17 protein-coding genes are annotated in these 14451 nt (G+C 71.0%); 10 read left to right on the top strand and 7 right to left on the bottom strand.

Annotated elements, in window-relative coordinates; all coding sequences use genetic code 11:
• Positions 1-79: 79 nt before the first annotated feature.
• The 5 genes from AB0I69_RS20055 to AB0I69_RS20075 are packed head-to-tail and all read left to right on the top strand — an operon-like array spanning position 80 to position 3606.
• Positions 80-952, top strand: coding sequence for an NAD(P)H-binding protein (locus AB0I69_RS20055; RefSeq protein WP_363096965.1), 873 nt, complete (start codon positions 80-82; stop codon positions 950-952).
• Positions 949-1143 (top strand): hypothetical protein, encoded by a 195-nt coding sequence (locus AB0I69_RS20060; RefSeq protein WP_363096966.1) that lies wholly within the window; start codon positions 949-951, stop codon positions 1141-1143. The genes AB0I69_RS20055 and AB0I69_RS20060 overlap by 4 nt, the downstream gene beginning before the upstream one ends.
• Positions 1140-2201, top strand: coding sequence for a zinc-binding dehydrogenase (locus AB0I69_RS20065; RefSeq protein WP_363096967.1), 1062 nt, complete (start codon positions 1140-1142; stop codon positions 2199-2201). Before AB0I69_RS20060 ends, AB0I69_RS20065 begins: the two co-directional genes overlap by 4 nt.
• Before the next feature lie 47 nt (positions 2202-2248).
• On the top strand, positions 2249-2692 hold the full coding sequence (locus AB0I69_RS20070; RefSeq protein WP_363096968.1) for an ester cyclase: 444 nt from the start codon (positions 2249-2251) through the stop codon (positions 2690-2692).
• On the top strand, positions 2689-3606 hold the full coding sequence (locus AB0I69_RS20075; protein ID WP_363096969.1) for an MBL fold metallo-hydrolase: 918 nt from the start codon (positions 2689-2691) through the stop codon (positions 3604-3606). Before AB0I69_RS20070 ends, AB0I69_RS20075 begins: the two co-directional genes overlap by 4 nt.
• 65 nt (positions 3607-3671) lie before the next feature.
• Here AB0I69_RS20075 and AB0I69_RS20080 read toward each other — a convergent pair whose 3' ends face one another.
• The 3 genes from AB0I69_RS20080 to AB0I69_RS20090 are packed head-to-tail and all read right to left on the bottom strand — an operon-like array spanning position 3672 to position 5884.
• A complete protein-coding gene (locus AB0I69_RS20080) occupies positions 3672-4556 on the bottom strand; it encodes an NmrA/HSCARG family protein (protein WP_363096970.1) in 885 nt (294 codons plus the stop codon).
• Entirely contained in the window at positions 4553-5446 is an 894-nt protein-coding gene (locus AB0I69_RS20085) for an NAD(P)H-binding protein (RefSeq protein ID WP_363096971.1), read from the bottom strand. Before AB0I69_RS20085 ends, AB0I69_RS20080 begins: the two co-directional genes overlap by 4 nt.
• Positions 5447-5449: 3 nt before the next feature.
• On the bottom strand, positions 5450-5884 hold the full coding sequence (locus tag AB0I69_RS20090) for an ester cyclase (RefSeq protein ID WP_363096972.1): 435 nt from the start codon (positions 5882-5884) through the stop codon (positions 5450-5452).
• Between the two features lie 227 nt (positions 5885-6111).
• Here AB0I69_RS20090 and AB0I69_RS20095 point away from each other — a divergent pair, with 227 nt between their 5' ends.
• The gene (locus AB0I69_RS20095) at positions 6112-6972 is read left to right on the top strand and encodes a methyltransferase domain-containing protein (RefSeq protein ID WP_363097122.1); all 861 of its coding nucleotides are present in this window, start codon (positions 6112-6114) and stop codon (positions 6970-6972) included.
• 116 nt (positions 6973-7088) lie between these two features.
• On the opposite strand, the gene AB0I69_RS20100 is transcribed toward AB0I69_RS20095, so the two are convergent.
• From AB0I69_RS20100 to AB0I69_RS20110, 3 genes are all read right to left on the bottom strand, one after another.
• Complete coding sequence (locus AB0I69_RS20100; RefSeq protein WP_363096973.1) at positions 7089-7850, bottom strand: SDR family oxidoreductase; 762 nt, start codon at positions 7848-7850, stop codon at positions 7089-7091.
• Between the two features lie 9 nt (positions 7851-7859).
• The gene (locus AB0I69_RS20105; RefSeq protein ID WP_363096974.1) at positions 7860-8933 is read right to left on the bottom strand and encodes a serine hydrolase domain-containing protein; all 1074 of its coding nucleotides are present in this window, start codon (positions 8931-8933) and stop codon (positions 7860-7862) included.
• A gap of 91 nt (positions 8934-9024) precedes the next feature.
• Positions 9025-9477 carry a nuclear transport factor 2 family protein gene (locus tag AB0I69_RS20110; RefSeq protein ID WP_363096975.1) on the bottom strand — a complete coding sequence of 151 codons (453 nt, stop codon included), beginning with the start codon at positions 9475-9477 and terminating at the stop codon, positions 9025-9027.
• Between the two features lie 156 nt (positions 9478-9633).
• Here AB0I69_RS20110 and fabG point away from each other — a divergent pair, with 156 nt between their 5' ends.
• The 3 genes from fabG (at position 9634) to AB0I69_RS20125 (ending at position 12396) form a co-directional block, all read left to right on the top strand.
• Positions 9634-10419: a 3-oxoacyl-ACP reductase FabG gene (gene fabG, locus AB0I69_RS20115; protein ID WP_363096976.1), complete on the top strand. Its 786-nt coding sequence runs from the start codon at positions 9634-9636 to the stop codon at positions 10417-10419.
• A gap of 20 nt (positions 10420-10439) precedes the next feature.
• Entirely contained in the window at positions 10440-11393 is a 954-nt protein-coding gene (locus AB0I69_RS20120) for an aromatase/cyclase (protein ID WP_363096977.1), read from the top strand.
• A 181-nt stretch (positions 11394-11574) separates the two neighbouring features.
• A complete protein-coding gene (locus AB0I69_RS20125; protein ID WP_363096978.1) occupies positions 11575-12396 on the top strand; it encodes an AfsR/SARP family transcriptional regulator in 822 nt (273 codons plus the stop codon).
• Positions 12397-12495: 99 nt separating this feature from the next.
• On the opposite strand, the gene AB0I69_RS20130 is transcribed toward AB0I69_RS20125, so the two are convergent.
• Positions 12496-13536, bottom strand: a complete 1041-nt coding sequence (locus AB0I69_RS20130) for an endonuclease/exonuclease/phosphatase family protein (protein ID WP_363096979.1) — start codon at positions 13534-13536, stop codon at positions 12496-12498.
• 215 nt (positions 13537-13751) lie between these two features.
• Between AB0I69_RS20130 and AB0I69_RS20135 the strand changes: the two genes are divergently transcribed.
• On the top strand, positions 13752-14447 hold the full coding sequence (locus AB0I69_RS20135) for a response regulator transcription factor (protein ID WP_363096980.1): 696 nt from the start codon (positions 13752-13754) through the stop codon (positions 14445-14447).
• Positions 14448-14451: the final 4 nt, after the last annotated feature.

A 14451-nucleotide genomic window follows, 5' to 3' on the forward strand; every position in this document is an offset into this window, starting at 1 on the left:
CTCCAGTCCGGTTTCCGACCCTTGTTGCGCAACGGACGAAGGAGCCTCACAGCGCTGAGGCCGACAGGGCGGAGCAGGCGTGACAGTTCTGGTGACAGGAGCGACAGGATCCGTGGGCCGCCTGGTGGCAGCCCACCTGGTCGCCGCGGGCGTACGGGTACGGGCGCTGACCCGCGACCCGGCCGGCGCCGCGCTGCCGGACGGGGTCGAGGTCCGGGAGGGCGACCTGCGGCAGCCGGACACCCTGCGTGCCGCTCTGCACGGCGTGGAGCGCCTCTACCTCTTCCCGGTTCCGGAGACCGCCCGCGAGGTGGTCGCCGCCGCCAGGGAGGCCGGCGTGCGCCGGATCGTCGTCCTCTCCTCGTCCTCCGTGCTGGACACCTCGGGCGACAACCACAGCGGGGAACACCACCGTGCCGTGGAGCGCGCCGTCGAGGAGTCGGGCGTCGAGTGGACCTTCGTACGCCCCGACGAGTTCGCGTCCAACGTCCTGTGGAAGTGGGCCGACTCCATCCGTACCGAAGGCGTGGTCCGCGCCCCGTACGGCGACGCCGCGCGGGTGCCGGTCCACGAGGCCGACATCGCCGCCGTGGCCGCGACCGCGCTGCTGGAGGACGGGCACGCGGGGCAGGCGTACGTCCTGACCGGGCCCGAGGCGATCACGCAGGCCGATCAGGTGCGGGCGCTGTCCGAGGCCATCGGCCGGCCGATCGCCTTCGAGGAGATCACTCCCGACGAGGCCAGGAAGGCCATGGGGACGGTCATGCCCGCCCCGGTCGTCGAGATGGTGCTGCGCTATCTGGCCGACGCCGTCACCGCCCCGCCCGTCCCGGTGGACACCGTCGAGCGGATCACCGGCCGCCCGGCCAGGACGTTCGCCCGGTGGGCAGCCGACCACGCCGCCGAGTTCACCCCCCGGCACACCCCACGACCCAAGGAGCCGGCGGCATGACGACCGAAACACCCGAACCCGCACGGCCGACCGCGACGGCGGACGGCGCCAACGCCTTCGTCCGGATGACCGGCAGCGGAGACCCCGAGGACCACCTCGCCCCCGGCCAGGACGTTCGCCCGTGGGCAGCCGACCACGCCGCCGAGTTCACCCCCCGGCACACCCCACGACCCGAGGAGCCGGCGGCATGACAACCGAGACACCCGAACCCGCACGGCCGACCGCGACGGCGGACGGCGCCAACGCCTTCGTCCGGATGACCGGCAGCGGAGACCCCGAGGATCGCCTCGTCCCCGGTGAGGGCGAGCGCCCGGTCGCCGGGCGCGGGGATGTCGTCGTCCGGGTCGAGGCCGCGGGGGTGTCGTACGCCGAGGTGCAGATGCTCCAGCACCTGCATCCCTTCCCGCCCGCCTTCCCGTTCGTCCCCGGCTACGACCTGGTCGGGCGCGTCACCGAGGTGGGTCCGGGGGTCAGCGGCCGGCTGGTCGGCGACCGCGTCGCCGCCATGCCCCGGCACGGTGCCTGGCAACGGTACGTGCGGACGTCCGCCAAGACGCTCGCCACGGTGCCGGAGGACCTGGACGCGGCCGTCGCCGTGGCTCTGGTCACCAACGGGGTGACCGCCTGGCAGATGCTGCACCGGACCGCCGACGTACGACCGGGCGACACCGTCCTGGTGCACGGCGCCAGCGGTGGCGTCGGCACCCTGCTCACCCAACTCGCCGTCCACCACGGGCTGCGCGTCCTCGGCACCGCCTCGCCGGCCAAGCACGACGCGGTCCGCGCACTGGGCGCACACCCCCTCGACTACCGCGCGCCCGACATCCTCGCCACCGTCGGAAAGCTGGCCCCCGGCGGCGTACGGGCCGTCTTCGACCACGTCGGCGGTCGCGGCCTCGACGACAGCTGGGCGCTGCTCGCCCCGGGGGGCACCCTGGTCTCCTACGACTCCTCCGTCGCCGGTCATGAACCGGGCCAGTGGTTCCGCCCGCACGTCCCGGCGCTGCGGCGCACCGTGCGGCGCTGGGCGGCCCGGCACCTGGGGCTCACCCGCGGCCGGCGCATGTCCATGTACTACGTCAAGCCCGGCAAGGACTTCGACACCGACCTCGCCGCCCTCTACCGGCTGGCCGCCGAGGGCGTCCTGCGGCCCGAGATCGCCGACCGCCACCCCCTGGACAAGGCCACCGTCGCCGTACGCGCCCTGCTCGACGGCAGCACCGTCGGCAAGCACGTACTGCTGCCCTGACTCCGCTACCGACCCGACAACTCCCCTGCTCCGAAAGGAACTTCGGCATGTCCACCACGCTGACCGAGAAGTCCGCCCAGCAGCGCAACAAGGAACTCGCCCTCTCCATGGTCGCGAGCTGGAACCGCTGGGAGCTCCAGGGCATCACCAAGCACTGGGCCCCGGACATCCAGCACTTCTCCGAGGACCGCCCGGTCTCCTCGAAGGCCATGGTCAGGGCGATGGAGGGCGGCCTCGCCGCCTTCCCCGACCTGCACCTGGACGTCAAGAGCATCATCGCCGAGGGGGATCGCGTCTGCCTGCGGATCACCGTGACGGCCAGCCAGCAGGGCGAGTTCCTCGGCAAGGCCGCGACCGGCACCGAGGTGACCTGGTACATGCTGGAGGAGCTCCGCTTCGACGACGCGGGCCGGGTCATCGAGCACTACGACGTCTTCAACTACCTGCCGATGCTGAAGAAGTTGGGTCTCGCCCCGGCAGACGTGCTGTGACCTCCGCGGTCGGGACCGTCCCGCACCTGGTCGAGGTCGCCGACGGGGTCCACGCCTACGTACAGCCCGACGGCGGCTGGTGCCTGAACAACGCGGGGCTCGTCGTGGGCGACGGCGGCGAGAGCCTGCTGGTGGACACGGCGGCCACCGAACTGCGGGCCCGGCTGCTGCGCACCGAGGTGCTGCGCCGGTCCGGCGCCCCGCCGCGCACCCTGGTGAACACCCACTTCCACGGCGACCACACCTTCGGCAACTCGCACTTCCCCGAGGCGCTGATCGTCGCCCACGAGCGCACCCGGACCGAGATGGCCGCAGCGGGGCTGCACCTCACCGGCCTCTGGCCCGACGTGCGCTGGGGCGACCTCGAACTGGCCCTGCCCCAGCTCACGTACCGGGACTCGCTGACCCTGCACATCGGCGGGGTGCGCGCCGACCTGGTCCATCTCGGGCCGGCGCACACCACCAACGACACGGTCGTCTGGCTGCCCGAGCGGCGGGTGCTGTTCACCGGCGACCTGGTGATGTCCGGCGTCACACCGTTCTGCCTGATGGGGTCGGTCTCCGGTTCGCTGCGGGCCATGCGGCGGCTGCGCGCCTTCGGCGCCGAGACCGTCGTACCCGGTCATGGCCCGGTCGGCGGCCCCGAGTTGATCGACCACGACGAGGCGTACTTCCGCTGGCTCGACGAGCGGGCCCGCCACGGTGTCGCCGCCGGCCTGACTCCGCTGCAACTCGCCCGCGAGGGCGGACCGGGGCCGTTCGGCGAACTGCTCGACTCCGAACGGCTGGTGCCGAACCTGCATCGCGCCTACGCCGAGGTGCGCGGCGCGGCGCCCGGCAGTCCGCTGGATGTCGGCGCCCTCTTCAAGGAGATGTCCACCTTCCACGGCGGCCTCCCCGCCTGCCACGCCTGACCACCTGCGACGACTGTGCCCCGGACCGGTTTCCAGCCGGTCCGGGGCACAGTCGTCGTTCCCGGCTACGCGATCTCGACGCCCTCCAGATATGTGGCGAAGTCCTTCAGCCCCGGGTGCTCGGCACGCAGCGCGGGGATGTCCGCGCGATAGCCGTGCTCCTGGAACCACTCGAACATCAGCGAGATCTCGGGCGCGTGGGGGATGTACGGGTTGGCCGCGACGGCGTCCGGCACGAGCTCCTCGAAGCGCGCGGGCAGCCCCGTGCGCTTCGCGAACGCCTCGGCCACCTCGGTCGCCGTCAGCTCGTCCCCGGCGATCTCCACCGCCCGCCCCAGATACTCCCGCGGACGCTCGAATGCCTCCGCGGCGAAGAACCCGATGTCCTCGACGGCGATGAACTGCACCCGGGTGTCCGGCTTCAGGGCGAGCCGCACCACCAGCGTGCCGTCCTCCGAAGGCACGCCCTGGGCCGCGAAGTTGTCCATGAAGAAGGTCGGGCGCAGCACGGTGGTCGGCACCCCGAGTGCGGCGAGGTACCGCTCGATGCCCCGCTTGGAGTCGAAGTGCGGTACGCCGCTGTGCCGTTCCGCGCCGCCGACCGAGCTGTAGACCACGTGGGCCACCCCGGTGGCCAGCGCCGCACGCGCCACCGCGCGCCCCTGACGGACCTCACCGCCGAGCCCGCCCGGCGCCATGAAGGTCTGCGCCGAGAAGACACCACTCATCCCGTCCATCGCGGCCCGCAACGACGCCTCGTCGTCCAGGTCGCCGCGGACCAGGGTCACTCCCAGCTCCGCCAGCTTCCCGGCTGTGGCGGAGTCCGGGTCCCGTACCAGGGCCGCGGTGGCGCGTCCCCGGCGGACGAGTTCACGCGCCACGGCCCCGCCCTGCAAGCCGGTCGCCCCCGTCACGAGAACCGGCCCGGCCGTCCCGTCACCGCCGTTCATACGACACTCCCCTCCGACTGCTGCGACTGCTGCGACTGCTCCGACTGCTCCGGCGCGAACAGCGCCTCGTTCTCCACGGCCCACCGCCGGTACGGGCGCGGCTCGCGTCCCGTGAGGTCACGCACCGCGGTCGTCGGTTCGGCCCAGGGCACCCGGGGGCTGTGCAGTGCCGCGACGTTGGTCACGGCGGTGGCGCGGTCGCCGGTGATCCCGGCGAAGACCTCCACCACCTCCTCCGCGGGCGCCACCGAGAACGCCAACTCCCGTCCCAGGACGTCCCCGAGGATCCGGGCCTGCTCCCGTGAGGTGAGCGTCTGCGGACCGGTGAGCAGGTACGACCGGCCCTCGTGACCGTCCTGGGTGAGCGCCGAGACGGCCGACGAGGCGATGTCGTACTCGTCGACGGGCGCCCCGGGGTTGTTCCCGATCCAGCAGCGCACCGAGCCGTTCTCCCGGATCGTCCTGATCCACCAGGAGGTGTTGGCGTGGAAGGGGCCGGGGCGCAGGAACGTCCAGGCCGCGCCGGATGCGCGCACCGCCTCCTCGGCGGCCCGGTGCTCGTCCGCGATGCCGTGCGGCACCGGATGCAGGACGCCCGCCGACGACAGCAGCACGATCCGGCCGAGGCCCGCCCTGCGCGCGGCTGCCGCGACGTTCGCGGCCTCGTCCGCGACCTCGCCGGAGAGCACGATCAGCGCCGCCGAGACGCCCGCGAACGCCTCGTCCAGCGAGGTGGGGTCGGCGGGACTGCCCGCGACGACCTCGACGCCCCCGGGCAGTCCGGCCTGCTCGGGTGTGCGGCTCAACGCGCGGACGTCCAGGCCCAGTTCGAGAAGTTGCCGGGTGGCCTCGCGGCCGACCTTGCCGGTGGCTCCGGTGACCAGGATCATCGGTCAGTCCCTCCAGCCCTGCGGCTCCGGCCACGGCGAACCGAGCTGGCGGTAGGTGCCCTGGTAGTCGGGCCAGTCGCGGTGGTCGCGGATCTTCCCGTCGACGAACCGGAACAGGTGGATCTGCTCACCGGAGAAGACCCGCCCGGTCGGGGCCATGCCGACGAGATCGCCGACGTGCCGGCCGTAGAGCACGAGGTGGGCCCGGACCCAGTCGCCGCGCTCCTCGATCAGCACCTCCTCCAGGCGGGCCTCCTCGGAGAACGTCATCCGCAGCCATTTGACGGCCATCGCGAAGGACTCGGGTCCCCGCAGATCCATGTGCTCCAGCGCCGCGGGGTTCAGGTATTCCGGGTGAACGTATTCCGCGACATCCTCGGTTTCCCCTGTGTTGTACGCCCTTATCATTCGACGTACGACGTCCGTCCGATCGCTCATCGGATTCCTTCCGGCCGGCATGGGTTATGGCATGAGGTTTCCGCACAATCCTCGGGCACCGCATTTCGGCAAGCAAGTGCCGAATTCCCGCAGAATCTGTTTATCAAAAGGAATTCGAGCGACCCTCCACCGCTATTCGAAGCGTTTTCCGGCGGAGCCCGTGTCGCGGCCCGGACGATGAGACTCATGCCTTATTCGCCGTACCGGACGGGAGTGGACGAATGACCATGGACAGCGCCGCTTACAAGACGAAAGTCACCGATGCCTTCAACCGTGCCGCGGCCACCTACGACCGGATGGGCGTGGAATTCTTCACGCCGATGGGCCGCCGGCTGGTCGAGCGGGCCGCGCCCCGGCCCGGGGAGCGGGTGCTCGACATCGGCTGCGGGCTCGGCGCGACCCTGCTGCCCGCGGCCGGGCTGGTCGGTCCGGCGGGCCACGCCCTGGGTATCGACATCGCTCCCGCGATGGTCGAGGAGGCCCGGCGCGAGGCCGCCCGGCAGGGCGTCGGAAACGTGGAGCTGCGGGTGATGGACGGTGAGCACCCCGACCTGCCGGCCCGCTCCTTCGACCTGGTGCTCGGCAGCTACAGCGTGATCTTCCTGCCCGACGCGCGTGCCGCGCTCGCCCGCTACGCCGGTCTGCTGGCCGAGGGCGGCCGGATCGGCTTCACCAGTCCGGTCTTCACCCGGGACACCTTCCCGTTCCTGCCGCCGATGTTCACCGAGCTGATCCCTCTGGACCTGCTCCGGCTGCTGCCCGAGTCCTGGCACCCGGAGCAGTTGCACCGCCAGCTGCACTCCTGGCTGGAGCACCCGGCCGACCTGACGGCCGCGCTGGAGCGGGCCGGGTTCAGGGACGTGGAGATCGCCGACGAACCGGTGCCGATGACCGCGGTCTCCGGTACGGCATGGGTCGACTGGTCGCACACCCAGGGCATGCGCCTGCTGTGGCAACACCTGCCCGAGGCCGAGGCAGCGGCCCTCCGCACCCGCCTGGTCACGGCCCTCGACGCGCTGCGCGACGGCGACGGCCCGGTGCGGATCGAGGTACCGGTCCGGTACGTCACCGCCACGGTCGCCCGCTGACCTCGGGCACGAGAAACACGCGGAACACGCGGAACACGCGGAACACGAGAAAGGGGTGGAGGGCCGGGATCACCCCCGGCCCTCCACCCCTTTCCACGCATCGGCGCCGGGCCGCCTCAGGTCACCGAGAGGGCGCCGTCCACCGCCAACACCGTGCCGTTGGCGTATCCGGCGGCCGGCCGGGTCAGCTGCACGATCCACCAGGCGATGTCTTCCGGGCGGCCGACCCGGCCCGACGGAATCCGCTCGGCCATCTGCGTCAGGAAGGCTTCGTACGCCTCGGGAGGCATGCCCGCCCGTACCCCGACGCCGGTGTCGACCACCCCGGGGGCGATGCCCACGCAGCGGATGCCACGCGGGGCCAGCTCCACGGCCCAGGTGCGGGTGAGGAAGTCGAGGGCGGCCTTGGCCATGCCGTACACGGAGTTCTCCGGCCAGGCCCGCAGGCCGAGCGCGCCCGCCGAGCCGACGTTCACCACCGTGCCCCGGGTGGCCTCCAGCGCGTCGAGCGCGCGCTGGGTCAGGAACAGCGGGCCGATCAGGTTCGTGCCCAACTGGGCCTCTACGGCGGCCCGTTCGAGTCCGTCCAGCGACGCGAAGCCGGTGACCGCCGCGTTGTTGACGAGTACGTCGATCCGGCCGAACTCCCGCAGCGCCGCCGAGACGATCTCCTCGGGCGCCCGAGGTGTGCCGACGTCGGCGGTGAGGCAGCGCATCCTGTCGTACCCGTGAGCGGTGGCCTTGAGGGTCTCCTCCGAGCGGCCCACGATCAGCACATGCGCCCCGTCGTCATGGAACGCGCGTGCCGTGGCACGGCCGATTCCGGTGCCGCCGCCGGTGACGACGACCGTCCTGTCCGCGGAAGCGGAAGGGGACATGACGCGGCCTCAGAAGCAGACGGCGGTGTTGACGCCCCGGATGACCGCCTGCTCGGCCTCCTTGGTGAAGTCCTCGTCCAGCGTGATCGACAGCTGGACCCGGATCCCCAGGTCGGGCGTGGTCGCCGCGAACGTGGCGTACCCGGGGATGCCCGCCCCGTGCCCCCACAGGTCCAGGTCCTTGTCGTTCTGGAGCTTCATCAGTCCCAGGCCGTAGCCGATGCCCATGGGAAGGTCCCTGATCATCTCGCCGGGCAGCGGGGTGGTCATCTCCTTGAACTCCGGCTCGGCGAGCAGCTTCCCGCCGAACAGCCCGGTCAGGAACCGGTCCAGGTCCGCCGTGGTCGAGATGATCTCGCCCGCGCAGCCGGCCTCGGAGGGGTTCATCAGCGTGACGTCCTCCGTACGGCCGCCGATCCGCATGTAGCCGTGCGCGTGCGGTTCGGGAATCTCCGGGGCGTCGCCCGGCAGTGTGGTCTCCTTCAGCCCGAGCGGCTCCAGGACGCGTTCGCGGATCTCGTCGCGGTACGAGCGGCCGGTCACCTTCCCGATGAGCAGGCCGATGATGAAGTAGTTGGTGTTGCAGTAGGCGAACTCCTTCCCCGGCTCGAACTCCAGCGGCTTGCCGGCCGCGATGGCGATCAGGGTCTCGGGCTCGTAGTGGTTGTAGCGGTCGCGCAGGAAGCGGTCGCCGGGCTTCTGGAAGGAGTCGGCGTAGTTGTAGAGGCCGCTGGTGTGCTGCAGCAGGTTGCGGACGGTGATCCGCTCTCCGTACGGCAGCAGACCCGGGAGGTAGCTCTCCACGGTGCGGTCCAGCTCGATCCGGCCCTCGGCGACCAGTTGCAGCACCACCACGGAGACGAACGGCTTGGTGATGCAGGAGATCCGGAACCGGCCGTCCTCGGGAACCGGCCGGTCCGTGCCCAGTTCGGCGACGCCGGAGGTCACGACGAACGCGTGCTCCCCCCGGGTGACCCTGAACTGCACGCCGGCGGCGCCCAGTTCGACGAGACGGTCGGCCGCGCGCTGGACCGCCTCCCGGTGGGCCGAGACCTCCGGAGCGTTGATTGTCGTCTGCTGCATGTCGGCACACCCCAATGTCGTACGGCTGTTGGTTGACGGTGAGCCTGACGGCCCGCGATGGAGCAGCGCACGCGAGCCGCTTGAGCCCGGCTCAGGCGAGGTCGTCACGGGTGACCCTGCGGGTGGCGACCTGGAGTTCGCCGTCCACGCGCACCAGCACGTCGTCGCAGACGCACACGCGGTGCACCTGCGACGCACCGCCGATCTGTGAGGCGTAGACGATGGCGTACGAGCGCACGCCCACCGTGCCGTCCGGCTGCTCCACGACGTCGAACATGCCCACGAGGTGCCGGTGCCGGGTGCCGCTCGCGGCCAGCTGGGCCGCCGTGCGGCCGGTGGCCGTGGCGAGGGCCGCGCGCCCGGTCACCGGTTCGGGCAGTGTCGGTACGTCGAAGGTGGCGTCCTGGGTGAAGGTCGCCGCCCACCGCTCGCACTCGCCGAGGTCGAGCAGCTGCATCTGGTGGGCGTAGAACTGCTGGACCTGCGCGTACAGCACGGCGAACGCCCCGGCGGACTGCGGCCGGACAGTGGCGTGGATGGTCATGGACATCTCCGTTCCGTCGTTTCCGCCACGGTCCGGCACCCGGGTCGAGCGGGCTTCGAGGCCTCGTCGAGCCCGTCCCCTCAAGCGGTCTTCGTCCGGCTTTCGAGCGGTCCGGGACACGGTCGGACCCACCAACGCCGCTTGGAAGGTGGACCGATGACGACAGTGACGAACCCGGTAACCCTGGTCACCGGGGGCACGAGTGGCATCGGCCTCGCCGTGGCCCGGGAACTCGGCCGCCGCGGACACCGGGTGTTCCTCTGCGCCCGTAGCGAGGACAAGGTCGAGCAGACCGTCAAGGAGCTGCGCGGGGAGGGCCTGGAGGTGGCGGGCGTGGCGGCCGACGTGCGCTCCACCGACTCCGTGGCGGCCCTGGTCCGTACCGTGGTGGCGACCTTCGGACCGGTGAACGTCCTGGTCAACAACGCGGGACGCAGCGGAGGCGGTCCGACGGCCGGCATCACGGACGAGCTCTGGTACGACGTCATCGACACGAACCTCAACAGCGTCTTCCGGGTGACCCGCGAGGTCCTCACCCACGGGGGTCTGGCCGCTGCCGGCTACGGCAGGGTCATCAACGTCGCCTCGACCGCGGGCAAGCAGGGCGTTCTGCTGGGCGCCCCCTACTCCGCGTCCAAGCACGGTGTCGTCGGCTTCACCAAGGCCCTGGGCAAGGAGCTGGCCCCGGCCGGCATCACCGTGAACGCCGTCTGCCCCGGCTATGTCGAGACGCCGATGGCCGAGCGGGTCCGCCAGGGCTACGCCGCCGCCTGGGGCACCACGCAGGACGACGTACGGGAGCAGTTCGAGGCGAAGATCCCGCTCGGGCGCTACTCCACCCCCGAGGAGGTGGCCGGCCTCGTCTGCTATCTGACCACCGAGCAGGCCGCCTCCATCACCGCGCAGGCGCTCAACGTCTGCGGCGGCCTGGGCAACTTCTGATCCGGAAAGAGGCTGTTGAGATGTCTGTCGAGCGAGTGCACCGTACGACGCACGAGATCGCCGTGGCCGCGCCCGCGAGCGTGGTCTACGGGATCGTCTCCGACGCGGTCAGATGGCCGCTCCACTTCCCGCCGAACATCCATGTGGAGCAGCTGGAGTCCGACGGCCGGCAGGAGCGGCTGCGCATGTGGGCCACGGCCAACGGCCGGACGAAGTCCTGGACCTCGCGCCGGGTGCTGGACGGGGAACGGCGGCGGGTGGAGTTCCGCCAGGAGCAGTCGGCGGCTCCGGTGAAGACCATGGGCGGCACCTGGATCGTCGAGCCGCTGGGCGCGACGGAGTCGAGGCTGGTCCTGCTGCACGACTTCACGGTCGAGGGCGACTCGGCCGCCGACGTGGCGTGGGTCGAGCAGGCGACCGACACCAACAGCCGTACGGAGCTGGCGAGTCTGAAGAACCTGGCCGAGCGCTGGGCACGCCTGGACGACCTGGTGCTGTCCTTCGAGGACTCCGTCCGGGTCGACGGGCCCGCCGAGCGGGTCTACGAGTTCCTCTACCGGGTGCGTGACTGGCCCGAGCTCGTCCCGCACGTCACCCGGCTGGACGTGGTCGAGGACGAGCCCGGCGTCCAGGTGATGTCCATGGACACCCGCACCGCGGACGGCTCCACCCACACCACCGAATCGGTCCGCGTCTGCTTCCCGCACGCCGGCCGCATCGTCTACAAGCAGACCGTGACGCCCGCGCTGATGTCGGCCCATGTCGGCGAGTGGCAGGTCGTCCCCGACGTGTCGGGCGTGACGGTCACCTCGCACCACGGCGTCATTCTGCGCGAGGAGAACATCCGGCAGGTGCTCGGCGAGAACGCCGACGTGGCCACGGCCCGCGCATACGTGCGCGGGGCACTCGGCCGGAACAGCACCGCGACACTCGACCTCGCAAAGAAATACGCAGAGGGGGGCACATGTGAATAGATATCCGAAATGCGGCTTACCCGCCGACTCCCGATAGGTGCCACGACACAAAAACGGAGACGCAGTCGAGCGCTAGTGGATAAGCGAGCAGCGGGAGCACGGATCAGGTCACCGTGCCCTTGACGTCGACTCTTGACTCATCGTTGACTCGGCGTAGCGCGACGAGAAACGGGGAGAGATCGTGCAGATTCAGCTTCTTGGCCCCCTCGGGGCGACCATCCGAGGACAGTCCATCGTGCCGACTGCGGGGAAGCCGCGCCAGATCCTGGCCCTCCTGGCACTCCATCCCGGAAAGGTATTACCTGTTTCCACACTGATGGACGAGATCTGGGGTACAGAACCACCCGCGAGCGCGCTGACCACGCTGCAGACGTACATACTCCAACTCCGTCGACGTCTGGGAACGGCGATGGGCCCGGACGCCCTGGGAACGGCGAAGGACGTGCTGGCCACCCGGCACGGCGGTTATGTGCTCCAGGTCGAACCGACCTGTTCCGACGTGCGTGAGTACGAGCAGTTGGTGGCCGGCGCGCAGTGCGCCTTCGAGCAGAACCGGGACGACCAGGCGTCAGGGACCTTCTCCAAGGCGCTGTCCCTGTGGCAGGGTCCGGCCCTCGTCGACGTACGCGTCGGGCCGATCCTGGAGATCGAGGTCCTGCGCCTGGAGGAGTCCCGGCTGATCACCACGGAGCGCCGCATCGATGCCGATCTCCGCCTGGGCAAGCACTCCCGGCTCATCGCCGAACTCTTCGAGTTGATCTCACGTCACCCGCAGCACGAGGGGCTGCATTCCCAGGCGATGGTCGCCCTCTACCGCTCCGGCCGCCAGGCAGCCGCCCTGGACGTCTACCGCAAACTACGCATCCGCCTGATAGAGGAGCTGGGCGTGGAACCGTCACCCCAGTTGCAACGGCTGCACCAGGCCATCCTGACCGTCGACCCCCACCTCGAAGTACTGACCAGCGAACGCCACGGCTCCACGTTCGATCTCTACGCGGCCTGAGCAAGCGAGCAGGGCCCGCCGTCACCTGCGACGGCGGGCCCACCCTCGGCTCCCTCGTCCGTACGAACGCCAGGTGCTCGGCGGCACTGACCGGCCGGGTCACCAGCTGATGCGGGCCGCCACCGGCAGGTGGTCGCTGCCGGTGTCCGGCAGTACCCACGCGCTCCTCGGCGCCACGCCCCGGACCAGGATCTGGTCGATCCGCGCGATCGGGAACGCCGCCGGCCAGCTGAAGCCGAAGCCGTCCCCCGCCTCGTCCTGGGCCGAGTGCAGTCGCGAGGTGAGGTCGGCGAACGCGCGGTCGTCCGTGGTGCCGTTGAGGTCGCCGAGCAGCACCACCCGCTTGTTCCGTTCGGCGGCGACGGCCTCGTCGAGCGCCCGCACACCCCTGTCCCGCGACTCCGTCCAGAAGCCCGTCCGGGGATTCACGCGTACGGAACCCAGGTGGGCCACATAGACCGCGAGCGGCCCGTGGTCCGTGGCCACGGTGGTGCGCAGTGCCCGGGCGTCGGCCATCCAGCTGTCGACCGGCTTGGTGGCCGCCAGCGGCCCGTAGTCCGCCTTGAGGTCGACGGGCCGGGTGTCCGACAGCGGCAGCCTGCTCCACAGCCCGACCGTGCCCCGCACCGTGTGGTACCGGTACGCCTTCGCCAACTCCTTCTCGTACGTGCCCCTGGCCTGCGGGGTGATCTCCTCCAGTGCCAGCACGTCCGCGCCGGAGGCGGCCAGGTCGCGGGCGGTGCCGGCCGGGTCGGGGTTGTCCGCGCTGACGTTGTGGCTGACCACGGTGAGGTCGCCGCCCGGCCGGGACCTGTCGCCGAGCAGCCCGCCGAAGAGGTTCAGCCACACGATCACCGGCACCAGCAGCGCGGCCGTCGCGGAGGCGGAGCGGCGCCAGAGCGCTCCGGCCAGCAGCACCGGGACGAACACGCCGAACCATGGCAGGAGGTTCTCCACCAGGCTGCCGACGCCCCCGACGTCCGGGATCCGGGCGTGCAGCAGCATGAGCAGGCCGAGCAGCAGCGCCAGTGCCACGAGCACCGGGCCGCGCTTCCAGGGCCCGGGCCGGGAGACGCTACGGATCGCCCGGCGGATACGCGCGCGCCGGGTCCCGGTGTCCACGTCCAGGTCCTGCGCCATCGTCAGCCCTCGCTCATCGCTGAACGCCGGCCGCTGTTGAGATGGAAGTTGCCATGGAAATGGAAGGGGAAGGGGAAGGGCACGGCACCAACTGCCTTGTGGCCGAGGGCCGCGGTGGTTCGAGTCATTCCGCCAGTCAAGGCCGCGCGGTGTTGCCTGCGCGTATGCGGTTCTCGATACGCCGACGATAGGTACCGGCTCGTAGCATCGGCAGCATGCGTGTGCTGATCGTGGAGGACGAACCGTATATGGCAGAGGCCGTCCGCGACGGACTGCGCCTGGAAGCCATCGCGGCCGACATCGCGGGCGACGGCGACACCGCTCTGGAACTGCTGGGCATCAACACCTACGACGTCGCCGTCCTCGACCGCGACATCCCCGGCCCCTCCGGCGACGAGGTCGCCACCCGCATCGTCGCCTCCGGCAGCGGCATGCCGATCCTCATGCTCACCGCTGCGGACCGGCTCGACGACAAGGCCTCCGGGTTCGGGCTCGGCGCCGACGACTACCTCACCAAACCGTTCGAGCTCCGGGAGCTCGTCATGCGGCTGAGGGCGCTCGACCGCAGACGCGCGCACGCCCGGCCCCCGGTCAGCGAGATCGCGGGTCTCCGGCTGGATCCGTTCCGCCGCGAGGTCCACCGCGACGGCCGCTATGTCGCGCTCACCCGGAAGCAGTTCGCCGTACTCGAAGTCCTCATCGCCGCCGAGGGCGGTGTCATCAGCGCCGAAGAGCTGCTGGAACGCGCGTGGGACGAGAACGCGGACCCGTTCACCAACGCCGTACGCATCACCGTCTCGGCACTGCGCAAGCGGCTCGGCGAACCCTGGGTCATCGCCACGGTGCCCGGCGCCGGGTACCGCATCGACACGCGACCGGAGGCCGGGCACGAGGGAGGGGACCGTGGATAGGACG

The organism is Streptomyces sp. NPDC050508 (assembly GCF_040655155.1).
Taxonomy (GTDB): Bacteria; Actinomycetota; Actinomycetes; order Streptomycetales; family Streptomycetaceae; genus Streptomyces.